General features: G+C 44.1%; 26 protein-coding genes. 13 read left to right on the forward strand and 13 right to left on the reverse strand.

Annotated features, from left to right (window positions below; all coding sequences use genetic code 11):
- Nucleotides 1-61: 61 nt before the first annotated feature.
- The 4 genes from AEA42_RS10795 to AEA42_RS10810 all read right to left on the reverse strand — a co-directional run bounded on the left by AEA42_RS10795 (nt 62) and on the right by AEA42_RS10810 (nt 4,609).
- Complete coding sequence (locus AEA42_RS10795; protein ID WP_011623924.1) at nt 62-562, reverse strand: DUF4447 family protein; 501 nt, start codon at nt 560-562, stop codon at nt 62-64.
- A 41-nt stretch (nt 563-603) separates the two neighbouring features.
- The gene (locus AEA42_RS10800) at nt 604-1,011 is read right to left on the reverse strand and encodes an SMI1/KNR4 family protein (RefSeq protein ID WP_011623923.1); all 408 of its coding nucleotides are present in this window, start codon (nt 1,009-1,011) and stop codon (nt 604-606) included.
- Between the two features lie 249 nt (nt 1,012-1,260).
- On the reverse strand, nt 1,261-2,046 hold the full coding sequence (locus tag AEA42_RS10805) for a RelA/SpoT domain-containing protein (RefSeq protein ID WP_037422229.1): 786 nt from the start codon (nt 2,044-2,046) through the stop codon (nt 1,261-1,263).
- A gap of 478 nt (nt 2,047-2,524) precedes the next feature.
- Nucleotides 2,525-4,609: a M13-type metalloendopeptidase gene (locus tag AEA42_RS10810; protein WP_055647716.1), complete on the reverse strand. Its 2,085-nt coding sequence runs from the start codon at nt 4,607-4,609 to the stop codon at nt 2,525-2,527.
- Between the two features lie 345 nt (nt 4,610-4,954).
- On the opposite strand from AEA42_RS10810, the gene rsuA reads away from it, so the two are divergent.
- Complete coding sequence (rsuA, locus tag AEA42_RS10815) at nt 4,955-5,644, forward strand: 16S rRNA pseudouridine(516) synthase RsuA (protein ID WP_037427857.1); 690 nt, start codon at nt 4,955-4,957, stop codon at nt 5,642-5,644.
- 84 nt (nt 5,645-5,728) lie between these two features.
- Here the strand turns inward: rsuA and AEA42_RS10820 are convergent, their stop codons facing one another.
- Genes AEA42_RS10820 through AEA42_RS10830 form a run of 3 tightly spaced genes read right to left on the reverse strand, consistent with a single transcriptional unit; the run spans nt 5,729 to nt 7,793 of the window.
- The gene (locus tag AEA42_RS10820; RefSeq protein WP_037427855.1) at nt 5,729-6,685 is read right to left on the reverse strand and encodes a DUF4097 family beta strand repeat-containing protein; all 957 of its coding nucleotides are present in this window, start codon (nt 6,683-6,685) and stop codon (nt 5,729-5,731) included.
- Nucleotides 6,682-7,260: an anti-sigma factor gene (locus AEA42_RS10825; protein ID WP_037427854.1), complete on the reverse strand. Its 579-nt coding sequence runs from the start codon at nt 7,258-7,260 to the stop codon at nt 6,682-6,684. Before AEA42_RS10825 ends, AEA42_RS10820 begins: the two co-directional genes overlap by 4 nt.
- Nucleotides 7,260-7,793, reverse strand: a complete 534-nt coding sequence (locus AEA42_RS10830) for an RNA polymerase sigma factor (RefSeq protein WP_055647717.1) — start codon at nt 7,791-7,793, stop codon at nt 7,260-7,262. The genes AEA42_RS10825 and AEA42_RS10830 overlap by 1 nt, the downstream gene beginning before the upstream one ends.
- A 404-nt stretch (nt 7,794-8,197) precedes the next feature.
- On the opposite strand from AEA42_RS10830, the gene AEA42_RS10835 reads away from it, so the two are divergent.
- Nucleotides 8,198-10,060, forward strand: coding sequence for a methyl-accepting chemotaxis protein (locus AEA42_RS10835; protein ID WP_055647718.1), 1,863 nt, complete (start codon nt 8,198-8,200; stop codon nt 10,058-10,060).
- Between the two features lie 174 nt (nt 10,061-10,234).
- Here the strand turns inward: AEA42_RS10835 and AEA42_RS10840 are convergent, their stop codons facing one another.
- The 3 genes from AEA42_RS10840 to lolB all read right to left on the reverse strand — a co-directional run bounded on the left by AEA42_RS10840 (nt 10,235) and on the right by lolB (nt 12,796).
- Nucleotides 10,235-11,182 (reverse strand): ribose-phosphate pyrophosphokinase, encoded by a 948-nt coding sequence (locus AEA42_RS10840; protein ID WP_037422243.1) that lies wholly within the window; start codon nt 11,180-11,182, stop codon nt 10,235-10,237.
- A gap of 113 nt (nt 11,183-11,295) precedes the next feature.
- Nucleotides 11,296-12,150, reverse strand: a complete 855-nt coding sequence (gene ispE / locus AEA42_RS10845; RefSeq protein ID WP_055647719.1) for a 4-(cytidine 5'-diphospho)-2-C-methyl-D-erythritol kinase — start codon at nt 12,148-12,150, stop codon at nt 11,296-11,298.
- Nucleotide 12,151: 1 nt separating this feature from the next.
- On the reverse strand, nt 12,152-12,796 hold the full coding sequence (gene lolB, locus AEA42_RS10850; RefSeq protein WP_037427848.1) for a lipoprotein insertase outer membrane protein LolB: 645 nt from the start codon (nt 12,794-12,796) through the stop codon (nt 12,152-12,154).
- 254 nt (nt 12,797-13,050) lie between these two features.
- On the opposite strand from lolB, the gene hemA reads away from it, so the two are divergent.
- The 3 genes from hemA to prmC are packed head-to-tail and all read left to right on the forward strand — an operon-like array spanning nt 13,051 to nt 16,270.
- Nucleotides 13,051-14,301, forward strand: a complete 1,251-nt coding sequence (gene hemA / locus AEA42_RS10855; RefSeq protein WP_037422253.1) for a glutamyl-tRNA reductase — start codon at nt 13,051-13,053, stop codon at nt 14,299-14,301.
- 14 nt (nt 14,302-14,315) lie between these two features.
- Nucleotides 14,316-15,407: a peptide chain release factor 1 gene (gene prfA, locus AEA42_RS10860; RefSeq protein WP_037422256.1), complete on the forward strand. Its 1,092-nt coding sequence runs from the start codon at nt 14,316-14,318 to the stop codon at nt 15,405-15,407.
- Between the two features lie 2 nt (nt 15,408-15,409).
- Entirely contained in the window at nt 15,410-16,270 is an 861-nt protein-coding gene (gene prmC / locus AEA42_RS10865) for a peptide chain release factor N(5)-glutamine methyltransferase (RefSeq protein ID WP_037427846.1), read from the forward strand.
- A gap of 133 nt (nt 16,271-16,403) precedes the next feature.
- Here the strand turns inward: prmC and AEA42_RS10870 are convergent, their stop codons facing one another.
- A complete protein-coding gene (locus AEA42_RS10870) occupies nt 16,404-16,823 on the reverse strand; it encodes a GNAT family N-acetyltransferase (RefSeq protein ID WP_055647720.1) in 420 nt (139 codons plus the stop codon).
- 117 nt (nt 16,824-16,940) lie between these two features.
- On the opposite strand from AEA42_RS10870, the gene AEA42_RS10875 reads away from it, so the two are divergent.
- The 4 genes from AEA42_RS10875 to kdsA all read left to right on the forward strand — a co-directional run bounded on the left by AEA42_RS10875 (nt 16,941) and on the right by kdsA (nt 20,427).
- Nucleotides 16,941-17,336 (forward strand): SirB2 family protein, encoded by a 396-nt coding sequence (locus AEA42_RS10875; protein ID WP_037422264.1) that lies wholly within the window; start codon nt 16,941-16,943, stop codon nt 17,334-17,336.
- The gene (locus AEA42_RS10880) at nt 17,336-18,124 is read left to right on the forward strand and encodes a tetratricopeptide repeat protein (RefSeq protein WP_037427842.1); all 789 of its coding nucleotides are present in this window, start codon (nt 17,336-17,338) and stop codon (nt 18,122-18,124) included. The genes AEA42_RS10875 and AEA42_RS10880 overlap by 1 nt, the downstream gene beginning before the upstream one ends.
- Nucleotides 18,125-18,266: 142 nt before the next feature.
- Complete coding sequence (locus tag AEA42_RS10885) at nt 18,267-19,514, forward strand: DUF819 family protein (protein WP_055647721.1); 1,248 nt, start codon at nt 18,267-18,269, stop codon at nt 19,512-19,514.
- 64 nt (nt 19,515-19,578) lie between these two features.
- Nucleotides 19,579-20,427 (forward strand): 3-deoxy-8-phosphooctulonate synthase, encoded by an 849-nt coding sequence (gene kdsA / locus AEA42_RS10890; protein WP_037422272.1) that lies wholly within the window; start codon nt 19,579-19,581, stop codon nt 20,425-20,427.
- Between the two features lie 155 nt (nt 20,428-20,582).
- Here kdsA and AEA42_RS10895 read toward each other — a convergent pair whose 3' ends face one another.
- Nucleotides 20,583-21,749: a flavocytochrome c gene (locus AEA42_RS10895; RefSeq protein WP_231640381.1), complete on the reverse strand. Its 1,167-nt coding sequence runs from the start codon at nt 21,747-21,749 to the stop codon at nt 20,583-20,585.
- A 193-nt stretch (nt 21,750-21,942) separates the two neighbouring features.
- Nucleotides 21,943-22,521: a cytochrome c3 family protein gene (locus tag AEA42_RS22295; RefSeq protein ID WP_156312331.1), complete on the reverse strand. Its 579-nt coding sequence runs from the start codon at nt 22,519-22,521 to the stop codon at nt 21,943-21,945.
- A gap of 228 nt (nt 22,522-22,749) precedes the next feature.
- Between AEA42_RS22295 and AEA42_RS10900 the strand changes: the two genes are divergently transcribed.
- From AEA42_RS10900 to AEA42_RS23045, 4 genes are all read left to right on the forward strand, one after another.
- Complete coding sequence (locus AEA42_RS10900) at nt 22,750-23,778, forward strand: porin (RefSeq protein ID WP_055647722.1); 1,029 nt, start codon at nt 22,750-22,752, stop codon at nt 23,776-23,778.
- Between the two features lie 114 nt (nt 23,779-23,892).
- Complete coding sequence (locus tag AEA42_RS10905; protein ID WP_055647723.1) at nt 23,893-24,777, forward strand: LysR family transcriptional regulator; 885 nt, start codon at nt 23,893-23,895, stop codon at nt 24,775-24,777.
- A gap of 16 nt (nt 24,778-24,793) precedes the next feature.
- Complete coding sequence (locus AEA42_RS10910; protein WP_231640382.1) at nt 24,794-25,729, forward strand: DUF819 family protein; 936 nt, start codon at nt 24,794-24,796, stop codon at nt 25,727-25,729.
- Nucleotides 25,707-26,018 carry a DUF819 family protein gene (locus AEA42_RS23045; protein WP_280938059.1) on the forward strand — a complete coding sequence of 104 codons (312 nt, stop codon included), beginning with the start codon at nt 25,707-25,709 and terminating at the stop codon, nt 26,016-26,018. Before AEA42_RS10910 ends, AEA42_RS23045 begins: the two co-directional genes overlap by 23 nt.
- Nucleotides 26,019-26,053 lie beyond the last annotated feature (35 nt).

The raw sequence follows: 26,053 nt of genomic DNA on the forward strand, positions 1-26,053 counted from the left end.
GGCATTAAAAACAAAAGGGTAGAAGATTCACTTCTGCCCTTTTGATTAAGTTATTTTGCGTTTATAGCTGAGTCGCCGCCCATTTCGCGCGGCTTTCACGGCTCTCACTTAAGCCATTTTGCTCACGGAATGCCTTGTAGGCTTCGACATCGAGATTGACTAAGCTAACATCCACTTCGAGCACCAGTTTACACTCTTTCTTAATGCGCCATGCCGCTGTGTTGTACAGCTCAGTTAACGGCAGCGAGCTTAAAAATTCCGGATTATATTGGGTGTAAACGGCCTGGGTTGGATACACCACGAAGGCCAAGTGACGCTTAGGCTCTTTCTTAAATAAGGCTTCGATGCCGTCTGTGGTATTGAGCACTTGCATCTCGATAATATCGTCGAGATCTAACAGCTTTTTCTGCGCCAGTTCAGGGGCCTGTGTCTCAGCATTTTCCCAGGCTAATACATCGGCTTCGCTGTGGTTGGTCAGTTGTCCTACTTGAGCCGCACTGAGGCTGAGTGATTGGCGTAAGTAGCTCATTTCGATGGCGTTCAAGCCAATATTTTTAGACATAATGCGGTTCTCAAGTTGATAAATATAAAATCTCGGTAAAATCAGTATTTGTTTTTAAGCCAAATATCTTCGACCCATTCCCAGAAGGATTCCCAATAAGTATCGGTAAAGTCACCGTTTTGCCAGAAATGAACTTGGCCATCCTGATCGATACAGTAAAAGTCATCGCCCAATTGGCAGATGGCAATCAAGTCCCTCGGCAAGCCGATTGACCAAGCATAGCAGGTGACTTCGGGTAAATAGGTGTGCGAATAGGGATCGGCTGCGGTCACAGGCTCAATCGCGCCATAAATCACATCACTGGCATGGAGTAGGTATTCCTTTAATTCCCGAGGCAGTGGGATCAGAATCTGTTCCTCAACCTCCACTAACTGCTCGAATGTGGGTAACTCGAGTGGCACAGGTACGGTTTCACTGCGTTCTTGGAGTTGCTCAATAATGTCGTGCATGGAATGTCCTTAAGGGTCGCCTTATGGCGCGGGATTATATAGTGAAACAAGGCTGGATGCGAGGGAAGGGCTGTGAGCTTGTAGCAGGGATAGTTCGGCTTTTGTTTGCGTATTTGCAGCAGTGACGCTTTGGGCTAAGTCTGGTGTGACTCCGTAAAAAAAAGCGCTGGCATCTGTTTTCACAAATAGCCAGCGCAACAGTGGAAGTGGTACAGAGGTAAACGGTAAAGCGATTAAATAAACGAGCGATTAAGCAACTGAGTTAGTGAGCAGCAGTCCTTCATCGACGCGTTTATAGTTAAGCCATGCTTTGTGATACAGCTTATGGGACTCTTGGCGCAGCTTAGCGATCTGTGCCGTTTCAAATTCACTTAATGCACGTTGCTGTTTTATCGCATTCGCTTCAATCTGCTGAACCTGTTCATAAACTTTGTGTTCTGGGCCGCTTTTTATGTCGGCAATATCCTTAAGGTGCAATTGGACCTCGGCAATCATGCCGCTTTCGGGCAAACGCACCAGTAAGTTAAGGTCACGATAACCTGAGGCTTTAGGCTCGGCGAAACGGTTTTTCTGTTTTACGACCTGAGCTTGCTCGCTTAAGGCGTAATAGCTTTGCATCAGCTCAGAGATGCTGTTACTGACAATGCTGGCGCGGGCAAGGTCGGTGATCTGGCTGGCATCCCCCTTAAATTTACTGGCGACTTTCTCGGCGGCGCGTTGATAGCTTTTTACGTCGGGCAAAATCACCTGCGCCTGTGTATCCGCAGTGACTCGTTGCAATAAGTTACCTAGCTCATTTTGGGCAATAGGGGCATTTGAATACAGTTTATCTAAACAGCTTAAAGATTGGCGTGGTGTGTCGAAGGTTTGGGTATTTAGTGCATATAGCCCTTGCAGATCATGGCTTTGAGCTTGCCTTGCGCTATAGCTGCTACGTTCGGCTCTGCTGTCATTGATATCTAGAGGATTGGCTACACCAGTGCGGGTCGATAATAAGAGTAGAAAGATAAAAAAGGTACGAAACAACTTATTCATAACGGCCTACTTCCTTATGGGAGTGATACACATCACAGGGATACCATAGGCTGACGTGGCTTAATTAAAGCTGAATCAATGATGAAGACTTGTTCATGTTTGGTTTATACCAATCGTATTAAATATCTGTTCATTCAGCGGGAGTTAAACGGGCTTTAGACAAGGCGAAGGCTTGAAGGCATAGTGGCGCTCTGTCGAAAGCCTTAAACGCAGTATAAAGCACGTTCAACCCCGCCCTGCGGGAGCCTCACAGGCATCTCACTCCCGTGTTACATTGACTTAAAAGGGAATAACCATTTCTGCGTCAATGCGCCTTGGATTGAGATGCCTGTGAGGCTCTGAACTGATTAGATATTTAATGTGATTGGTATTAAGTTCACATTTTTCGCACCTAAAAAAATAGCGCCGCTATTGTGAGCGGCGCCATTGCGCTTTCATGATAATGTCGCGTTAACTACAATCTTGAATTAATTTGTCATTACCAAATTTTTACGCGTTTCTCTGGCGCGATATACATAGCATCACCTGGTTTTACATCATAGGTGGTGTAGAACTCAGGCATGTTAGACAGTGCACCCAGTGCGCGGAATTCCGCTGGTGAGTGTGGATCTGTCGCTACGCGGTTACGCAGGGCTTCTTCTTTGGCTTTTGCACGCCAAATTTGGGTGAAGCCGATGAAGAAACGTTGGTCGCCAGTCAGACCATCGATAACAGGGGCTTCTTTACCATTGAGTGACTTTTTGTACGCGCGGTAAGCAATCGTCACGCCTGATAAGTCACCGATGTTTTCACCTAAGGTCAGGCTGCCGTTCACGTGCAGATCGTCAAACACATAGTAACCATCGTATTGTGCGATCAGGGCTTTACCACGGGCAGAGAATTCTTCTAAGTCTTTCGCTGTCCACCAGTCACGCATATTACCATCGCCATCGAACTTAGCACCTTGGTCATCGAAACCATGGCCCATTTCGTGACCAATTACTGCACCGATACCACCGTAGTTGACAGCGTCATCCGCTTCCATGTTGAAGAATGGTGGTTGCAGAATGGCCGCTGGGAACACGATTTCGTTCATGGTTGGGTTGTAGTAGGCGTTAACCGTTTGTGGGGTCATATGCCACTCGTCTTTATCGATTGGTGCACCTAACTTAGCCAGTGACTTAGCGTGCTCAACTTCGCTTGCGCGTACCGCGTTACCAATTAAATCATCGGCTTTGATGGTCAGCTTGCTGTAATCTTCCCACTTGTTTGGATAACCAATTTTCGGGTTGAATTTCGCTAATTTTTCGGCCGCAGCTTGTTTAGTCGTATCGCTCATCCAAGTCAGATCTTTGATGCTGTCGCCGTAGGCTCCGCGTAGGTTTTCAACCAGTGCTTGCATGCGCTCTTTAGCTTCAGGTGCGAAGTGACGCTTCACGTAAACTTTACCAACCACTTCACCTAATACGCCGTTAACTGCGGCAACACCGCGTTTCCAACGAGGCTCTTGTTCTTCTTGACCGTTAAGGATTTTAGAGAAGAAGGCAAAGTTTTCGTTGTCGAAGTCTTCGCTCAAGTTGCTCGCCGCGTGGGTCAGCACTTGCCATTGCATGTAGGTTTTCCAAGTTGCTAGCTCGGTCGTTTTGAGGACTTCGTTCAGGCCTTGGATATAGCTTGGTTGGTTAACGATAATATCGGTTTGTTTGTCAGCACCTAATGCCGCTAAGTAGCCTGTCCAGTCGATATCTGGCGCTAAGCTTGGCAGATCTTTAACTTGATAAAGGTTATAGGATTTAGTGCTATCGCGGGTTTCAACCACATCCCAATGTTTAGCGGCAATGGCGGTTTCAAGTGCGAGGATAGATTCTGCACTGGCTTTTGGATTGGCAAGGCCAGCTAGCGTGAACATTTTTTCGATATGAGCCAAGTAAGCTTTACGAATATTAACGAAACGCTCTGACTCGTTAAAGTAGTAGTCTTTTTCTGGCAGGCTTAGGCCGTATTGATACAGGTGAGTCGCGTAACGGCTAGAGTTTTTTGCATCGATATCGATGTAGAACGCCATTGGTGTGCCTGCGCCCATGATCTGGCTATGGGCGAAGTATTTAACCAGTTCGTTTTTATCTTTTAAGGCGTTGATGGCATCAAACTCGCCTTTGAGTGGTGTTACACCTAGTTTGTTTAATGTGGCAGTGTCCATAAATGAACGATAAAGATCGGCCACTTTTTGCTCGTCAGTGCCTTCGGCCAGGTTTGGCGTAGCTGCGACTTCTTCGATAATCGCTTTGACATCGTCACGGGATTTTTCACGCAGATCGTAGAAGGCTCCAATGCTAGTGCGATCGGCTGGAATTTCAGATTTTTTTAGCCAAGTACCGTTAACATATTTATAGAAATCGTCCTGTGGACGTACTGATTTATCAAAGTTTTCAAATTCGATACCAGAACCCAATGCTTTAGTGACAGCGGCAGCTGTGGCGGTTTTAGCGGTTTCGGGCGCGCTAACTTGTGCTGGTTTGTCATTACAGGCAGTAAGGCCCGCGATAAGTGAGGCACACAGTCCCCCAATGAGTACTTTTCTCATGTCGTTTCCTTCGAGTTTGTTATTGTGCCCATATCTGGGGCTATTTGGGTTCTAAATGGGATTGCTTCAGGCGCAATGCAACGTATGTTAATGCTTTAGTGGGAATCGAAACAAGGTGATTACACTTTTAAAGATGGATTTATTATCTGGCAGTTGTAACTAAAAATTACCATAACTTAAATTGACCTAAAAAGCAGCAAACATACCGTATGCAAGCATTACCGAGTTAGTAGGTACTTATTTTATTTACGCCGACGCACTGATGTCGTTTTAGTTTAGGCTTTGTCCTTTTATTGATTGGGCTCATAATACGTCAGTTTTCATTTATTGAAGTTGAGTCATCAAGTGCGTTTAGACAAATTTATCTGTGAAAGTACCTCACTTACACGTTCCCTAGCTAAAAAAGCCTTACACCGTGGTGAGATTACCTGTGACGGCGTTGTGGTCAAAGACTCAGGCTTTAAAGTGCTTGAGGGGATGCAAGTATGCCTCGACGGCGAGCCTATTTCCCTCGTTGGTGAGCGTTATCTTATGCTCAATAAACCCGTTGATACGATTTGCTCGACCATAGATGAAGCCTATCCATCGGTACTGAGTTTGCTGGATATCGAAAAGCCTGAAACATTACACATTGCTGGCCGTTTAGATGCCGATACGACAGGCTTGGTGCTTATCACCAGTGATGGCCAGTGGTCGCACCGGATCACTTCGCCCAAAAAAGACTGTGGCAAGCGTTACTTAGTGACGTTAGCCGAGCCTGTGGATGAGAGTCTGATTGGCGTCTTTGCCGCTGGAGTGGAGCTTAGAAACGAGGACGGCCTGACAAAACCCGCGGTGCTTGAAATCATTGAGCCACAGTTGGTGCGTTTAACCATTACCGAGGGTAAGTATCATCAAGTAAAGCGGATGTTTGCCGCGGTGGGCAACCATGTGGTTGGCTTGCATCGTGAAAGTATTGGTAGAATTGAATTAGATTCCGAACTTGCCCTAGGCGAATGGCGCTATCTGACGAGCGAAGAAATCGCTTCGATTTAACACCGTTTGGCTAAAAAAATGCCGCTCCTGATGAGCGGCATTTTTATTGCTATTTTTATCGCTAATTCGTGTTTTCTGATAAGGCTATTGTTTTTTCAGGATCAGATTACCGCTAATAGTGTCCATCTTCACACTGGCGCTACCAGCACCCGTTTGGAAGCTTAAGGATTCATTCGGCACGTATTTTTGTCTTTGTGGCACATCTTGGCTCAAGCTGTTTTTGATTTTGCCGCCTGGGCCGCCATTGAGCTCGAAGCTGGCATCGGGCACATCGGCAAAGCTTAAAGTCATATCGCCACTGACACTTTCAAGATTGGCTTTATTAAAGGCTTTGGCTAGCGACACTTGGGCGTCGCCGCTAACGGTACGTACATTAACTTCTTTAGCGGTTTTAAAGTCGCCATTAATTTCGCCTGAAACCTGCTCGACGTTGACTTTGTCGGCTAAGGTTTGGCTGCTGAGATCGCCACTGACTAAGCGGTATTTTATTTCGCCTTTGCTTTCAGAATCTTTAATCTCGCCAGAAACTGTATCTAACATCACTTTACCTGTTAATCCTTTGGTGGTGATATCGCCTGAGACAGTGTGTAACGTCGGATTACCCCCTAAATTATCGGCGCTGATATTGCCACTAACGGTATTGAGTTCAAGCTCGCCTTGAGTCTGGCTGATTTGTAGATTAGCTGAAATCGTATCGGCATTGAGCTTAACGGTTTTAGGTACTTTAATGGTGAGCTTTGAGCCATTGTTGTCACTGCCGTTATAGTGGCGTGGCATTTTATCTTCGATATTCAGATTGTTACCTTTCTGCTCAAAGACAAAACCTTCGCTTAGCTCATCCAAAGTGCCGGTCACGCTGACTTCATTTTTATCCCAGCTTTGAATTTGCACGCTGCCCCGTTGGATTTTGATTTGCAGCAGAGTATCGCTGCTAATGGGTAACTGCTTATCCACACTTTCAGCGGCGAACACGCTGCCCATAAGGCCAAGGTAAAGTGTTGACACTAATAGACTGGTTTTCGTGAGGGTAAAATGGCTCATATGCTATTTCCTTGTGTTGAGTTTTGAATCGGAAGTTTTTGGCCTTGTTGTAGCAAATCGAGTTCACGTTGTTGCACCCAAAGCCAGAGTTGCCAAAGTTGTTTGTCGGTGGGATTAGCCTGTAATGCTTGATAAATCTGTTCGCCTGCACGACGTAATTCCGCTAAGCCTTGCTCTAACGGAGCGCTAAAGCGGCTCGTTTGCCAAGCGACTACCGTTGGGGTCTGTGCGAGGCTCGTCACCTGGGCTTGATGTGTCTGGGCTATTTGGCTTAGCAAAGCTTGCAGCACTTGCTCATCATCCGCAGCTTGGCTGGCGATTTGTTCTGGGAGCGAGGTTTTTACCGGAGCTTGAGTGTAGAACCCGAAGAACACCGCCAGCACTATAGTTGCGGCAATCGCCCATTGCGCACCTTGTAGTCGCGGCGCTTGGCGACTCGCTGGTTGCGACGCTAATGGCTTATCCATACGTTTTTCGATGCCTTGCCAAAGATCCCGTTCGGGCGTTAGTGTTTTGGGAGCATCATCAATCAACTGCTGGAGCTTGGCCTCGCGAGCATTATTAGATAAGGACATTACAGCATCTCCTGTAGTAATTGCTTGGCTCTGTGGTACTGGGTCTTACTGGTTCCCACGGCAATACCAAGTAATTGTGCAATTTCTTCATGTTGATAGCCTTCAATCGCGCAGAGTACAAACATGATACGCGCCCGCTCTGGCAGTTTTAGGATCAACTTGTCTAACCCTTGATAATGTTCATCGGCGCTTGAATGTTCATCGTCACTCTCCATTGGGATAAAACGTGCCCAAAACGACTTTTGCTTACGGATAAAGCTCAGTGCCTGATTTACACAAATACTGTGTAACCAAGTGGAGAACTGACTCTCTCCCCTAAATTGCGGCAATTTCTGCCACACCAAAATAAAGCACTCTTGGGTGATTTCTTCTGCCTGCGAGGCTTGGCCAGATAATCGCAGTGATAGGGCATATATCCTTGGATGATGGTGTAAATACAGCTGCTTAAATGCGGCTCTATTACCTTGGCTAGCCAAGGTGATGAGGTCAAATTCTGACATTGCATTGTTGAGTGGGAGTCTCCCTGCCGTCACAGCCTTTTCCTGTCATCTGAGTGAATGTTTATAGATTGGACGCTCTGAAAAGCACAAAAGGTTTGTATCCGATAAAAATAAATTTTTTATCAGTTCATTTAGCATCACTTGTTCGAGTTTTATAGTAAAATTAGCGGCAAAAATTTAGAGTTAAGTTTATGAACTTACAGGTTTTATACCAGTTGGTATTCTGAATGATAACTCTATGAAAGTAAAATCACAGACTATACTTCCATAGTTAGACACTTTTCTTGGCTGTTAATGTGAATCGAAAGATGGAGAAAGTTCAGAAGCGGATAAAACAATAAATGAAAAATGAACTTTTTATGTCAGGACAATATTTTCTGTAAAAGACGTGACTCCCAACTATCTTTTTAAGAGATGTTATTTATTAGGGGCTTTTTATGTTAATCCGCTCGAAATTGTTACTCAGTGCTGCCGTATCTGTAACGGCCGTGATAGCCATGTTTGGATTGCAGCTTTATACAAATTCAGTTGAGTCGGAACTCTCCCACGCGGCGCAAAACGTGCTCGAACTTGAGCGTGATGTGTTGTTACTGCGTAAAAATGAAAAGGACTTTTTTGGCCGTAAAGATATTCAATATGTTGAAAAACATAAACAAGTTCATGCCTCAATTGATGACATGATTCCTAAGCTTGAAAAAATCTTTAAAAAATACGATGTACCTATTACTTCCCTCGAAAGTTTTGACCGCAATTTAAATCAATATCAACAGGCCTTTAATGAGGTTGTTCAACTGCAACAAGAAATTGGCTTAACACCCAAAACAGGTCTCTATGGCACCTTAAGAACTGCGGTGCATAATGTGGAATCCATGCTGAAGGAATACGATCAACTTTCTTTGCAAGTTGCCATGTTGCAGCTTAGACGCAATGAAAAAGATTTTATGTTGCGCCGCGAAATGAGCTATGTCGAGACCTTCGATGCCAATATTGCTTTGTTTAATAGCAGCTTAAGGGCATCAAGTTTAGATATTGATGCGCAAAATAAAATTGTTGCATTGATCGAACAATATCAAAAAGACTTTAAAAGCCTCGTTAGTAAAGAGCAGCAACTGGGTTTAGATGAAAAACAGGGCACGATGGCACAGTTAATCGCCGCGAATAAATTAACAGAATCTAGCGCTGATGAGCTGCATAAACTTGCTCTCAAATCTATCGAAGATACAGAAAAGAGCAGCAGGAATATTGGAATCGCTGTCTTTCTGATGATTGCATTAATCCTCGGCATAATTACTTACTTAATAATCCGTAGCATTATTAATCCCGTTGCGCGCATTACACAGGTTATTTCACGCATCGAAGTGAGTAAAAACTTAACCCTAAGATGCGATGCATCAACGCAAGATGAGTTAGGCGAAATTGCACAGCATTTCAATAGCATGGTGGGCAGTTTCCAGCAGCTTATCGAGCAGGTTATTGACTCTGTCTCTACTATCAACACCTCAAGTAAGAGTGTCTCAGAGAATGCCATGCTTGCTTCTGAAGGTGTTGCGCAGCAACTTAACGAAACCGATATGGTGGCTACCGCGATTACCGAAATGGGCGCCACCATTGATGAAATCGCTAAAACGACCGAGCTTGCGGCACTCAAAGCGGGTAAAACCCATGATAACGCTCAGTTGGGGCAAACTGAGGTAGAGCAGACGATTCTTAAAATTAGACAGTTATCTGAGCAAATTAATACGAGTGCTTCAGTGGTGGACGAGCTTGAGCGCGATAGCGAAACCATTGGCAGTGTGCTTGATGTGATCCGCGGCATTGCTGAGCAAACCAACTTACTCGCACTCAATGCGGCGATTGAAGCGGCGCGTGCTGGAGAGCAGGGGCGTGGATTTGCTGTTGTGGCTGATGAGGTGCGTAGTCTAGCGATGCGAACCCAGACATCGACACAGGAGATTGCTAATATTATTCAAACCTTGCAAAGCCGAACCCGTTCTATTGTGCAATTAATGGATGCGAGCCAAAAACAAGGTGCAGAGAGTGCTGAGCAGGCCGCAGCAGCGGGGGAATTACTAAAGCTTATCAATAATGACGTTCGAAACATTATGGATATGAGTACGCAGATTGCTGCTGCAATTGAAGAGCAAAGTATGGTGGCTGCTGAAGTGAATAAGAATGTTGTGGTCATCCGCGATATCGCGGAGCAATCTTCCCATGCAGCCGATGCTAATGCTTCGGCATCGGACGAGTTAAGAACCCGAGCCGAGTATTTGGTGAGTGCTGTGAGCCATTTTAAGATCTAGACGATTATGCATGAGGCGCACCTTGGGGGGCATTTCTATCGCATTTTGAGGCGCGTTTGTGGATGGATAAGGCAGAAGTCGATTCAATCCTAAAATGTAAACTAAGACCAAAGCTAAAACGCGCAAACAAAAAACGCACCTTGAGGTGCGTTTTTTTATGCAAGTGCCGTAAGATTAGTGGCTGAACATTGCAGAGATAGACTCTTCGTTGCTTACACGGCGAATGGCTTCCGCCAATACAGCCGACATCGTCAGTTGAGTCACTTTCGCCACTTTCAGCATTTCAGGGCTTAAAGGTACGGTATCTGTGACGATCACTTCATCGATCACTGAGTTGGTGATATTTTCAGCCGCTTTGCCAGAGAACACTGGGTGAGTTGCGTAAGCAAATACGCGGTTTGCACCATGTTCTTTCAAGGCTTCAGCCGCTTTACACAGAGTGCCGCCTGTGTCGATCATATCGTCAACGATAATGCAGTCACGGCCTTGAACATCGCCGATAATGTGCATGACTTGTGCAACGTTTGCCTGTGGACGACGTTTATCGATAATGGCCAAATCAGAATCGTCTAACAGTTTTGCCACTGCGCGAGCACGAACCACGCCACCGATGTCAGGAGAGACAACCACAGGGTTATCTAACTTCTTCGCAACCATGTCTTCTAATAGCACTGGGCTACCAAATACGTTATCAACAGGAACGTCGAAGAAGCCTTGGATCTGCTCAGCGTGTAAATCACAGGTTAAAACGCGGTCAACACCGACGCTAGACAGGAAGTCAGCAACCACTTTTGCCGTAATAGGTACACGTGCGCTGCGGACGCGACGGTCTTGACGAGCATAACCAAAGTAAGGAATAACAGCAGTGATACGACCAGCAGATGCACGGCGTAGCGCATCAACCATCACGATCAGTTCCATGAGGTTATCGTTAGTCGGCGCGCAGGTGGATTGGATGATAAACACATCGGCACCACGTACATTTTCGTTGATTTGGACACTGATTTCACCATCGCTGAAACGACCAACCACTGCGTCTCCGAGTTTACAAAATAGACGATCGGCTATCTTCTTAGCGAGACTGGGGGTGGCATTCCCAGCAAAGAGCTTGATGTCGGGCACTGTATGAACCTCAGGCGTTTGCTTTATATTTTAGTGGCTAGAGCAACGACGATGCGGGGACGGGAGCGGACCCGTGGGCTATCGTGAAAAAAGTTGCTCTAGAAGAAAGTAGTTTATGGACGATTGAGTCGCACTATGAGCGGCGAAATATTCATCCCTTTTGCAACAAATCCTTGCATATCAGACGGTAATTTCGCCAAGGCTGCGAGAGCTTGCTGCTGCGACGAAAACTCCCCAAACACGCATGCGCCCGTTCCGGTCATTCTCGACGGCGCATATTCTAGCAGCCAGCCTAAGGCCTTGGCAACTTGAGGGTATTTAGATACGACCAGTTCTTGGCAATCATTTCTCCAAGATTGGCTCAGTAAAGTATCAATACCAAGCTTAGGCGTATTACGCGGCAGCTGCGGATCTTGGAATACCGCTGCGGTGGAAACATGGGCGTCAGGGGCAATGATTAAATACCATAATTCAGCGGGATTAACCGTCTGTAAACACTCTCCAACTCCCTCGGCAAATGCAGCGAAACCATGAATAAAAACAGGGATATCGGCACCGAGTTTTAATCCAATTGCCGCTAATTCATCATGAGACAATTGGGTATTCCATAACTGATTCAAGGCGACAAGTGTGGTGGCTGCATCCGAGGAGCCACCGCCTAAACCGCCGCCCATGGGCAGACGTTTATCGAGCCAGATTTCTGCACCGCCAGGATAACCTGTAGATTGTTGCAGTGATTTTGCGGCTCGCAGAATTAAGTTATCGCTATCCGCGACAACGTTTGACATGTCCGAGTGCAAAATCAGTTCAGGTGTGTCAGTCACTCGAAAGTCGAGTTGATCGCAACAGTCAACAAATTGAAACAGGGTTTGCAACTCATGATAACCGTCACTGCGGCGTCCGTTGATATGCAAAAACAGATTGAGTTTGGCGGGAGCTGGCCAATTGCGTGAAATCTCTTGGGACATGCTAAGGTTTTTCTCCGAGCAGTATTGAGGGTTTACCTAAGGCTTGCCATTGATTGAGCTGAAGCTTGAGCTGTAAATCACCGCGTTCGAGCGTTAATTGGTAAGGCACCTTAGCGCCACTTTGGGATTGCCAGCTTAAAAATGTGACTAACCAAGGCGGTGGCGTTTGCACATTTTGCAGTTGCTTAGTTTGACCTGTACTATCAACGGCGATAACACGATCTAAACTGCCAGTTTGTCCTGTGATCCACAGGGGCAAATCATTAATCGGGATAGACCAGCCGCTGACGCGCTCAAGCAAGGCTTGGGCGTTATTATCACGAAAATCTTTGCCATCAATATGTAGGTGAGCCGAGTGAGGCGTCGCCTCCAAAGTCAATACTGTAGTACCTAACATCGTCGTGAGCGTGAGCTCGTCGCGCTCCTCGCTGTGGCGCCAATAGAGATTGGCACTGAGCTTATCTTCAGGTGTGCGGATAGCGAGTTTACCCTGTAGCTCCCACGCTTTAGCTTGGGCTGCATTATCGACCGTAATAGGGCTGAGATCGGTCATAGGCGGCAGTGTTTCACAGCCGCCTAAAAACAATAGTCCGCTCAAGGCGATACAAGAGAAAATGGATTTTGTGAAGCGCTTCAAATTATTCATCTATAACTGATATACCAAAGTCCTTATGATACGAGGGCTTGGAAAGAATACCAATGCCATTTGTAAAATTTCCATTGGCAGTCACTTGGGATAACTTCAGTCGTGCTAATCGGTAATTGTCTATCATTGATAGAAAATTTAGGTAAGAAGTTAGACCTTTATTCGGTTTTGTTAAGCGTATTCTGTTTTTAGTTGGGCCAATTCAGTAGAATGCCCTTATTAAGATAGACGCCAAGAATCTAGAAAAGAGTCAGATGAGCCTTGTAGCAATCGGTATTAACCATAAAACAGCCACGGTAGACCTGCGTGAGAAAGTCGCCTTCTCTCCAGACACAATTCATGATGCCATGAAGAGTCTGGCCAGTCGTACGCGCTCCGGTGAAGCCGTTATCGTCTCGACCTGCAATCGCACTGAGTTGTATTGTAACAATGGCGATGAGGCCGATATCATTGAATGGCTTGAAGAATTTCATGGCCTAGAGCATAAAGATGTCGCGCCCTGCCTCTACAATTATCACGGACAAGAGGCGGTGAGGCATTTGATGCGCGTTGCCTCGGGTCTTGACTCGCTGATCCTGGGTGAGCCGCAGATTCTTGGTCAAGTTAAACAAGCCTTTGTCAAAGCCAAAGAAGCCGGCACTGTCGCCTTAACTATTGACCGCTTGTTCCAAAATACTTTCTCTGTTGCTAAAAAAGTGCGTACCGAAACCGAAATCGGTGCCGCTGCTGTATCGGTCGCTTTTGCGGCCGTGAGCATGGCAAAACATATCTTCTCTTCGCTGTCGACCACTAAGGTACTGTTAATCGGTGCGGGTGAAACGATAGAGCTAGTAGCTAAGCATCTTAAAGATAACGGTGTTGCCTCTATGGTGGTGGCAAACCGTACTTTAGAGCGCGCTCAAAGCATGTGTGAAGAGTTCAATGCTACGGCTATTACGCTGGCACAGATACCAGATTTTCTCCCTAAAGCCGATATCGTGATATCCTCTACCGCCAGCCCGCTACCAATCCTTGGTAAAGGCATGGTAGAAAAAGCGCTAAAGCAGCGTCGCCATCAACCTATGTTATTGGTTGATATAGCAGTTCCCCGGGATATTGAGCCGGAAGTCGCCGATTTGGACGATGCGTTTCTGTATACAGTGGACGACCTGCATAGCATTATTGAGCAGAATAAGGCTTCCCGTAAGGAGGCCGCCGAGCAAGCTGAATTAATTACTGAAGAACAATCTCACCTCTTTATGGAGTGGGTGCGTTCTTTAGAGTCGGTCGATAGTATTCGCGAGTATCGCAGCCAGAGCATGGCGATAAAGGATGAGTTAGTGGAACGCGCCCTGAATAAATTAGCGCAGGGGGGCGACACTGAGCAGGTATTGATTGAACTAGCCAATCGCCTGACCAATAGACTCATTCACGCACCCACCCAAGCCCTCACGGTGGCGAGCCGTCAGGGGGATTTGAATACATTAGGTCAGTTAAGAACAGCGCTCGGATTAGATAAAAACTAAGGTTAGCGAGTTAAATGAAGGAATCCGTTATCCGCAAGCTGGAAGGCTTGCTTGAGCGCAACGAAGAAGTCTTAGCTTTGCTTGGTGATGCGTCTGTCATTGCCGATCAGGATCGTTTTCGTGCGTTATCTAAAGAATATTCTCAGTTAGAAGAAGTAGTTGCAGGCTTTAAAGCCTACCAGCAGGCACAGGCGGATCTCGAGTCTGCTAAGGAAATGCTGGAAGAAGATGACGCTGAAATGCGCGAAATGGCGCAGGAAGAAATCAAGGCTGCTAAAGCTGAACTTGAACGTCTCGAGGCCGAACTGCAAATTCTGTTACTACCAAAAGATCCTAACGACGACACTAACGCCTTTATCGAAATTCGTGCCGGTGCGGGTGGCGACGAAGCGGCGATCTTCGCGGGCGACTTATTCCGTATGTATAGCCGTTATGCTGAAGCCAACCGTTGGCAGCTCGAGATCATGAGCTCGAACGAAGGCGAGCATGGCGGTTTTAAAGAAATCATCGTTAAAGTCAGTGGTGAAGGCGCCTACGGTAAACTCAAATTTGAATCCGGTGGTCACCGCGTTCAACGTGTACCTGAAACCGAGTCACAAGGCCGAGTTCACACTTCCGCAGTAACTGTGGTAGTAATGCATGAAGTGCCTGAAGCTGAGGCGATTTCCATTAATCCTGCCGATCTTAAGGTTGATACTTTCCGCTCATCGGGCGCCGGTGGTCAGCACGTTAACAAAACCGATTCTGCCATTCGTATTACCCATATTCCAACTGGGATTGTGGTGGAATGTCAGGATCAACGCTCGCAACATAAAAACCGCGCACAAGCAATGAGCGTGTTAGCGGCGCGTATCCAAGCCGTAGAAGATGAAAAACGCCGCAGTGCTGAAGAGTCAACTCGTCGTAGTCTGGTCGCCAGTGGTGACCGTTCTGAGCGGATTCGTACCTATAACTTCCCGCAGGGCCGCGTGAGTGAACACCGTATTAACTTAACCCTATATCGCTTAAATGAAGTGATGGAGGGTGACTTGGATGCGATTTTAGGACCGCTGATGCAAGAACATCAGGCAGATTTATTAGCCGCACTCGCTGACGAGCAGGGGTAATTTTGGCTGATCAATCCTGTATCGCCGAGGCCCTGCAATGGGCCTATGTACAGCTAGCTTCAACCTCTGAATCCGCCCATTTGGATGCAGAGGTTTTATTATTGTATTGCCTCAATAAGAATCGTGCTTATCTGTACACTTGGCCTGAAAAAGCCTTGAGCGTAGAACAGTGGAAACGCTTCCAGCAAATGGTGCAACGGCGTCAGCAAGGCGTACCTGTGGCTCACATTGTTGGCGAGCGTGAGTTTTGGTCACTGCCCTTTATTGTGAATGACACGACCTTGATCCCTCGTCCTGATACTGAGATCCTCGTCGAATCCGCCCTCAACCTACCCCTTGAAAGTCATGCAAAAGTGCTCGATCTGGGAACGGGAACCGGCGCGATTGCACTGGCTTTGGCTTCTGAACGCGCCGAGTGGCAAATTACCGCGGTGGATAAAGTGGAAGATGCGGTCGCGCTGGCAAAGGCGAATCGCACTAATCTGAAACTTGAACAGGTTGAGATACTACAAAGCGATTGGTTTAGCGCTATCACTTCCCGTGACTTTGATTTAATTGTTTCTAATCCGCCCTATATCGATGAGGCTGACGAGCATTTACATCAAGGTGATGTGCGTTTTGAGCCACAAAGTGCGCTTACTGCCGCCGATGAAGGGTTTGCTGATCTTTACTACATTGCAAAAACTGCTCGAGATTATTTAAAGCCGAATGGTTATATATTGCTTGAGCATGGTTTTGAACAAGCAGTAAAACTCAGGGCAAAACTCACAGAGCTAGGTTACCAAAATGTCGCTACCGTGCGGGATTTTGGCAGCAACGATAGATGCACTATGGGTAAGTGGATGGGATTGATTGGAATTTAATATTTGCTCCAATCCAGCTGAGTGCCAAAAAACGCCATTGATTACCCGTCAATGGCGTTGTTGTCTATGTATCTGTTGAAATTATTAGTCTTTATAAGCTCATAATAAGACGTCTTAAAATCACATTTTATCTTTAAGAAGACAGCTCCTTTACCATAAAGAATTTGCTGCCAGTTTTGGGATAGGCTTGCTGTACCCACTGCACTCGATATCCGTGGCGCTCATAGAAAGGTTTTGCTTGAAAATCTAAGGTATCGAGCAGAACAAATTGGCAGCCGCGTTGTTTGGCTTTGCTTTCAGCCTCGAGTAATAAGCGTGAGCCGATGTTTTGCTGGCGTAATGCTTCATCCACCCACAGATAGTCGATTAAGAACCAATTGCCGAAGGTCTTGCCGCTTAAGCCCGCAAGTAAGGTGTCTTGCTCATCCTGCAACTTTAAGCCTAGGTTTTGGCGTTGCAGCGTTTGCCAGTGCTGCTGATTAAATTCGACGATTTTTTGCTTTACCGTGTCGGCAAACTCGGTGGACTCATCGTCAATTATCATTAAATTCATCATGGTTTCCTGCAAAGTGCGCGACGGGGCCCGTCTGTGAATCTCGAGTGTTAGGCATTGGTCTGGCGTTATGATTAGGGTAAACTAGCGCCTTTGTCACTGGCCATAAGTATCACAATGGAAACTTTTTACAGTCTTTATCCTGCTGTTAAGCACCTGCACTTAACCTTAATTGCCGTGAGTGTGCTGTTTTTTGTCGTTCGTTTTGTGTTGCATTTACGTCAGTCAGCACTGATGGGCAAGAAGGTCTTTAAAGTCGCTCCCCATGTGATTGACACTTTCTTGCTACTTTCTGGTTTAACTTTGTGCTTTATGATCAAGCAATATCCCTTTGTGGATCCTTGGTTGACCGAAAAGATTGGCGCTGTCGTTGCTTATATTGCCTTGGGTGTAATTGCAATAAAAGCCAACAGAAACAAACTTTTCAAAGTATTCGCCTTTCTCGGCGCTATAGGTTGGTTGGTCTACGCGGCTAAATTGGCGCATTTTAAACAAGCGGTATTATTGGGTTAATGGGTAAATACACTCTGCAAGATGGCATTTCTTTGCCCGAGTCGGCATTGGATGTAGGTGCTCACCTTGGCTTTTCAAACCTCGAAGCGGCGAAATGGGCTTGGTTTGAATTGGCTGGAGCCGTATTAAGTCATTATCTGGTAGATCAACAGCAACGCTTAAAGGCTTTGTTTCGTTGGTTTTATCAGGATTTGGGGTTCTGTGTTCGCGATAATTACTTCAGCACCGAAGCGGCGGACTTAGGCACTTGTCTTATCACTAAACAGGGTAATAGCACCACGCTGGCAACGGTATTGATGCTACTGGCCAAGCAGCTCGATTTAGAGCTCGAGGCCCTGCTATTACCGGGTAATACCGTGCTTCGCAGTAACGTTGGTGGCGTTGTTCGTTATCACGATCCGCTGACGGGTAAAGAGCTGACGAAACACCAGCTGCATGTGTTAGTGCGCGGTGAGTTGGGTAATGCGGCTGAACTTAAGCCAAGTTACTTAAAGGCGGCGTCGGTAAAGAAGCTGATTTCGCGCATGCTGCATGAGCTTAAGGCGGGTTGTATTGTCTCCCATCAATTTGAGGCGGCGATGGAGTGTTGTAACTTGTTGCTTCAGTGGCATCCTGATGATGTGCATTTGAACCGTGAGCGCGCTTTTATTGCGCAGCAACTTGGATGCATTAATGTTGCTGCGGCCGATCTACAACATTTTGTCGATAACAGCCCACACGATCCTGTTATCGAAATCGTTAAGATGCAGCTCAAAGAACTCAGTGAACACGCTGAAATCTATCATTAAATCTTAAAGGAGAGCCTTACAGGCTCTTCTTGTTTTTCTAAAACAATAACTAACCGGGCGAATGGGAAGTTTGCCCACTAACTGCAAACGGCAGTTTTTAGCATAAATACAATAACAACTGTACCAAACAGGGAGAACACACATGGCAAGTACGGCATTAGTTACCAATGACGCGGTAGCGCTGGGGATTTTAGCGACGATTCTGGGATTTGTGTTTTATACCAGTACGAGCAGTCATCCATTTTGGCAAAAGTTTTACCGTTTCATCCCAGCGTTATTACTCTGCTATTTCTTGCCTTCATTGCTAAACACCTTTGGGGTGATTGATGGCCATACATCACAGCTTTATCCTGTAGCTTCTCGCTATTTATTGCCCGCCTGTTTGGTGTTGTTGATTTTAAGCGTGGATTTAAAAGCCATCTTAGGACTTGGGCCCAAGGCTGTGATCATGTTTTTAACGGGCACCATCGGTATTGTCATTGGCGGCCCGATTGCTTTACTCCTGGTGTCATTGATCGAGCCATCGCTGATTGGTGTTGATGGCCCTGATGCGGTGTGGCGCGGTATGACGACCCTTGCGGGTAGCTGGATTGGCGGCGGTGCTAACCAAGCGGCGATGAAAGAAATTTATGAAGTCGGTGGCAATATCTTCTCCGTGATGGTGACAGTTGATGTAATTGTGGCCAATATTTGGATGGCGGTATTGTTGTTTATGGCGTCAAAGGCCAAGGAAATCGATGCTAAAACCGGTGCGGATACGACGGCGATTGAAACTTTAAAGAACAAAGTTGAACAGTATCACGCTGAAAATGCGCGCATTCCAAGCCTACGTGATCTTATGCTAATCGTGGCAGTTGGTTTTGGTATTACGGGCGTAGCCCATATTGCTGCCGATTTCCTCGGCCCGTATTTTGAGGCCAATTATCCTTGGACCGAGGACTACAGTTTTACCTCGAAGTTCTTCTGGTTAGTGGTGATTGTGACCACCATAGGTTTAGCGATGTCTTTTAGTCCTTTGCGCCATTTGGAGGCAGCGGGGGCATCTAAGGTTGCATCGGCTTTCCTGTATATTCTAGTGGCGACCATTGGTTTGCATATGGATGTAAGTAAAGTCCTTGATACACCATTATATTTTTTAGTGGGTACTATTTGGATGATTGTGCACGCTAGCTTTATGTTATTGATTGCTAAGCTAATTAAAGCGCCATTATTTTATATGGCGGTAGGTAGTCAGGCTAACGTGGGCGGCGCGGCATCAGCGCCCGTTGTGGCTGCTGCGTTTCACCCTGCATTAGCTCCCGTCGGGGTGCTGTTGGCCGTATTTGGTTATGTGTTAGGAACGTATATGGCTTGGATTTGTGGCCAAATTTTACAGCTAGTTGCGGTATAGTCGCTCTAGTGCCAATATTCAGTTTTCCGCTGGACAGAGTCTAGTATTTGAGAGAGATGTTGCGATGAGTAATAAAATCATAAAGTTAGGTTCAATCGAAATTGCAAACGATAAACCTTTTGTGCTATTCGGTGGCATGAATGTGCTTGAGTCTCGCGATCTCGCGATGTCGATTGCTGAAACCTATGCCGAAGTGACTCAAAAACTAGGGATCCCCTATGTTTTCAAGGCATCGTTCGATAAGGCTAATCGCTCTTCTGTCAACTCTTACCGTGGTCCAGGCATGGAAGAAGGCTTAAAGATTTTTGAAGAAATCAAAAAGACCTTCAATCTGCCACTCATTACCGATGTGCATGAGCCTTACCAATGTGCGCCTGTAGCTGAAGTGGTTGATATTATTCAATTACCAGCTTTCTTAGCGCGCCAAACAGACCTTGTTGTCGCGATGGCGAAAACGGGCGCTATCATCAACGTGAAAAAGCCGCAGTTTTTAGCCCCCCACGAAATGCGCCATATCATCACTAAGTTTAATGAAGCGGGTAATGATGAAATTATCCTGTGTGAACGTGGTTCATGCTTCGGTTACAACAACCTAGTAGTAGATATGCTGGGTATGGACGAGATGAAGCAATCGGGTTATCCGGTGATTTTCGACGCCACCCACGCATTGCAACGCCCTGGTGGCCGTGCTGATTCAGCGGGAGGCCGTCGTGCTCAGGCGACTGAATTAGCCCGTAGTGGCATGGCATTAGGCTTAGCAGGTCTGTTTATCGAAGCTCACCCAGATCCAGATAACGCTAAGTGTGATGGTCCATGTGCGTTACCTTTGCACCAGTTAGAAAATTATCTGAAGCAGATGAAAGCGATGGATGATTTAGTCAAATCCTTCGAGCCAATTGATACCAGCAAGTAAAAAAAGAGAGGTTAAATTAACCTCTCAAAAATAGCTGGGAGCTTTTGAAGTCAGGCAATAAATTGATTGCCAATAATCATGATGAATAAAGCTTGCGATGAGATGTGACGAGAGGCGATTCCACGCCTCTCTGAACTAGTACATCTGAGCTTGAGTTACTTAGTTTCTAACGCATGTTTTGCCGCATTAGTGCCTGCAATTTTTCCAAAAATCACAGTGTCTGCAACGGCATTGCCACCTAAGCGATTATACCCATGTACACCACCTGTGACTTCGCCAGCAGCAAACAAGCCGACTAACGGTTTACTTTGAATATCGAGCACTTCAGCTTTGGTATCAATGGCGACACCACCCATAGTATGGTGGATACCAGGAGCCACTTTTACGGCATAAAAAGGCGCCTTTTCTAGTGGCAATGGCATTTGTTCGCGAGCAAACTCTTCATCCTTACCTTGTTTAAAATAACGATTGTAGTTTGAAACCGTTTTTTCTAATGAGCTTTCCTTCATGCCTGTAATTTTAGCAAGTTCAGAAACTGTATTTGCTTTTTCAAGCATATCTAAATGGTCATATCCCTGAACCATTTTAGCTTTTTTATAAAGCTCATTATCAAAGACTAACCAAGCATATTGTTCAGGCTGTTTAAGAATGGCATCTGATGCTTTATCGCGAGTAGTTAATTCACTGACAAAACGATTACCATCTTTATTAACCATAATTGCACCTACCCCTCGAACAGTTTCGGAGATTAAAATGCGGCTATCTTTTCCCACAGTTGGATGAGCTTGTACCCAATCAATATCGGTCATACTCGCTCCGATTGCTTTGGCAAGCTCAATACCATCACCAGTGGAAGTAATGTTATTAGAACTAGTCATCCCTTTAAACGTTGGACGATAAAATGCGACCATTTCCTTATTAAAACCATATCCACCGGTTGCTAGAACAACTGATTTAGCAGCAATCATATAGTGGCCAGAATGTTTTCCATGGACGACTACGCCGACAATTTTTTGGTCTTCATCAATCACAAGTTTGACAACTTTAGAATTAAGCCGAGTATCGACCCCTTCTTTTACTGAAGCTTTTCTCAATACATCAATGATATGTGGACCAACGCTTAAACCTCCTGTGGGTCTATGGGTGCGGTCAACTCTTGCGCCACCTGAGCGTTTTAAGTCATCCATGTTTGCACCTAAAGATTCTAACCATTTAATACCATCAGCAGATTGCTCAGCTAATATTTGCACTAACTTTGGATCATTGGCATAGCGACCACCTTTCATTGTGTCTTCAACAAACCACTCAATTTTATCATCCACTTTATGTTCTTTTTGCTGAGCAGTTCCTACTGCATTGTAACCGCCAGCGGCTTTGTTTCCTAATAGTGAAATCCAATGTTTTTCGGGTTTAAATCAAAATAATATTCTGATTACAGATAAACGACTGACGATGAAACAAGGGTTTTAAGCACCATACTGGCGCTCAGGAAGCACTCTGTAGTTATTTGTGCTTTTAGGAAACAAAGCCACCGCCAGCTGCAAGCATAGAGTTACCACCACTAAATGGGCCTTTTTCGAGTAATACTACTTGCGCTCCTGCTTTTTTCGCTGCGATAGCAGCATTAAACCCTGCGCTTCCCGCTCCGACAACAATGACATCCGTCGTTTCTTTTGGACCAGCTGCAATCGCCTTGCTGATTGCATCATTGTCCCAACCTTTATCCCATGGTTCTTTAGATTGTGCACTATTAAAAGGCATCTCAAGCCCTTTAAATGAGTGGCACTCATTACAGTATAATTTGGGTTTTTCATGACCTTTATGGCAGCTTGTACAGTTAATATCACCTAAATGTGATGCGTGAGGATCTAGCTTTAGTTTAGGATTAGCCAAAGCACTGTATTCACCATGACATGATTTACATTGCTGATTTTCATAAGTTTCACTGTCAGATACTTTGCCTGGTTGAGTGTGGCAGCTCTTGCATCCTCCCATTTCTTTATGAAAAGAGGCCAGATCATTTTTGTCATTTGCAGCCCAAGATGCTGTAGAAAAGATTGAGCACAAGACAAAACTTAAAAGTGTTAACTTCATATAATTCTCCAATTATAGTTTTATTGAGGTAATCATCACTTATGATATTTTTTTATTAATTGTTAAATGGTGATGTTGCGCAATAAATTATTATGGTTAAATAAAATTGAAATTGTTTTAAATAATTTTTAATTAATCATTTTTATATTATAGGTGTGATTAAAGTTCAAACGGAATCTTTAACATAGAATTAGCATAATTACGTTTTTATGTTAAAGGATGAAATTTATGAAATATACCAATTGTTTTGTGCCTGTTGCTTTATTACTTTGTTCTAATCAAGCTTTATCTGAGCCCTTAGATTTTTATGGGAGATTGTGGCTTGGTGTATCAAACTCTAGTCATGGTATTTCTGGTAATGAAAGGGTTAATGGTTTTTCACTTGAGAATTTTGCCTCATACGTTGGGATTAAAGGTGATTATGATGTGCATGAAGATTTTAGTTTGATATATAAGTTCGAAGCTGGAGTTGAAAGTTTTGATAATGATGATACAAATATTTTTAAACCGCGTAACTCATATTTAGGCTTTAAGGTTAAATATGGCAGTGTCGTTTTTGGGCGAAATGATACTGTATTCAAAACTTCAGAAGGTAAAGTCGATCTATTCAATATTACATCAAGTGATATGAATATGATTATTGCAGGTAATGACCGGTTAGGTGATTTAGTCACGATCAATACTGCAAAAGTTGCAGGCATGTCTCTTGGCATTACATATGCTTTCGATGATGATTTTAATCAAAAAAATCCAATGCTTGCTGACAATCAAAACAATTATGCTGTTAGTATAGTATATGGTGATCCTTCATTTAAAAAAGGAAATAGTTATCTTTCTCTCGCCTATGCTGATGGACTAAATTTGTTAGAGGCAACAAGAGTTGTTGCTGGTGTTGCTATTTCATCTATAAAAGTGGGGGCGATATATCAGTATTCTAAATCCAGTATCTATGAAAATGTTAAAGGCAATTCATATTTATTAAGTATGAGTATTCCTGTTAATAAATATGATTTCAAGTTTCAGTACCTTAAAGATGATGCTGGTCTGGGGAAAGTTACCAAAAATGCTGGTGCAGATCTTAAAACATTAAATAATAGTGATGCGAGTCAATATTCACTTGGTGTCGATTATAATCTGATGAAGGAATTAACATTTGGTGCAGCAGTAAGCTACTTTGAAGGCGAGTACTCAGATTCAAAAGGTAATAATGAGTTTGACGATACTTTGATTTCTTTTTCAACAAGATACCTTTTTTAGAACATATAAAATAAAGCGGTCTAATAGACCGCTTTATTAAAATTAGATATCAGTCATGTTAAAAAATGTATCTTTCATTTATCTTGTTCCAACTGGAGTTTATTGGGGATGTAGATGCGCATTACGTTAAGGCAGTTAATGATCTTTAAGGCTATCTGTACCGAGAGGCAGATCTCAAAAGCGGCAAAACTGATGCACATGTCAACTCCTGCAGTGAGTATGGCTCTGAAAGAATTAGAGAACTCGCTAGGATGTCGACTGTTTGAAAGAGCTGGTGGTGGCTTGGAGCTAAATGCCCATGGAAAAATTATTCTGCCTTATGCTAATGAAATGCTTAGTAAGGGAAATGAATTAGAGAAGCTTTTTAATTTTGCTGAGGATGGGGTTAAAGGTTGTTTAGTGATCGGTAGCAGTAAAACGGTTGGTAACTATGTTTTATCCAGAAAGATCCCATTATTTAAAGATAAATATCCAGACGTAAAAATTAAACTCATAATAGAGAATAGTCTGGTGATTGAAAAAATGGTATCAGAAAAAGAAATCGACTTAGGTTTCATTGATGCCAAGCCTGCAAGTAGAAATCTAATATGCGATCAATGGATGCAAGATAAGCTTTGCATTGTAAGTGGGTGCTCACATCCTGTAGCAAAGCAAGCATGTTCTAGTCATATTTTAAGTGAACAATTGTGGGTTTTTGACCATGAGTCCTCTCTGTCACATATTAGGGCTGTTCAATTGTTAAAAAGTTTAAACGTTTATGTCAGAAATGACATTTGTATGTCTACTATTGGGGCGATTAAACGTGCAATTGGAACGGGTATAGGTTTGAGTGTTTTACCCTATGTGGCTATAAAAGAAGAGTTAGAGCGGGGGGAGTTATGTTTGATCGATTTGAAAGGATGGGATTATAAACGCACTTATTGGTCAATCCAGCGAGAGTCTGATGAACTTTCATTACAGTCTAATATTTTTTTGAATTTTTTAAATAATGCTAGTTAGAAAGTGGGTGAAATAAATGATTTCTTCAGAATGTGGAATCGTTATGTTTTTAATCTCACTTCTTGTCGTTGTGTTATATTCAAACTCTTCATCTTGTCTTTTTTTTAAACGCTTTTATAGTGTTTTTCCTGTCATGTTCATTTGCTATACCTTACCAGCTGTATTTAGTTTTTTTAATGTGGTAGATGCAAGTAGGTCAAGTGTTGATGACTATTTTAAAGCGCACTTAATTCCATTTAGTTTATTTTTGCTAATTGTGAGTACGGATTTTATTACATTAAAGTCAGTCGGTGGAAAGATTTTATTGATGTTTTTCATCGGAACTGTTGGTGTTTGTATTGGAGGGCCAATTAGTTTATGGATTGGCTCTAAATTATTTCCAGAAGAGCTTTTATGGCAAGGTGGCGATGCAGCATGGCGTGGCATGGCAACATTAATGGCGAACTGGTTGGGTGGTACAGCAAACCAACTTGTAGTCAAAGAAATTCATCAAGTTGGCGAGGCCATTTTTGCAGTAATGATGACGATAAATGTGGTTTTTTCTGGCGTATGGATGGCTATTTTGTTGTTTTTGGCTAAAAAACAAAAAGCGATTGATAGAATGTTGGATGCTGATTTGAACAATTTACCTGTTTTTATTGAAGATGATATAACAAGGTTAAATGGCAAAAAACATTTTATTGGCTGTATGTTACTCATTTCTTTTTCATTATTTATTTTTTTGTTTTGTCATTCGGTCTCCGAATTTTTATCCCTAACAGTGAATAATCGTTTTCCTTATTTATTGCATTATAACCTAGGATCAAGTTTCTTTTGGTCTATGATTTTGTCAACACTTTTAGGTATTTTACTCTCCATGACCTATGCAAGACATGTGTTTGTTAAACAAGTCAGGTTTGTTTCATTTTTTTTTGCTGTACTTTATGATTATGAATATTGGATTAAATATTGAGTTTGCTTCATTTCAATCCATATTCTACTATTTTATTATTGGGTTGATTTGGTTTTTTACTCATATAATTATTCTATTATTATTTTGTTTGTATTTTAAACTGCCCATATTGTATTTTGCTATTGCAAGTCAGTGTAATATTGGGGGAGCAGCTTCAGCGCCTGTTGTCGCGAGTGCTTTCCATCCTAAATTAGGGTCTATCGCGGTTTTAATGGCTGTGTTGGGTTATACATGGGCGTCATTTATTGCATCAATTATTGGCTCTTTCATGCAATTTATACATCCATAATTAATATTCAAATTATTATGTATATTTTCTATTCG

The sequence above is a fragment of the Shewanella sp. Sh95 genome, assembly GCF_001308045.1.
In the GTDB taxonomy this organism is placed as follows: Bacteria; Pseudomonadota; Gammaproteobacteria; order Enterobacterales; family Shewanellaceae; genus Shewanella; species Shewanella xiamenensis.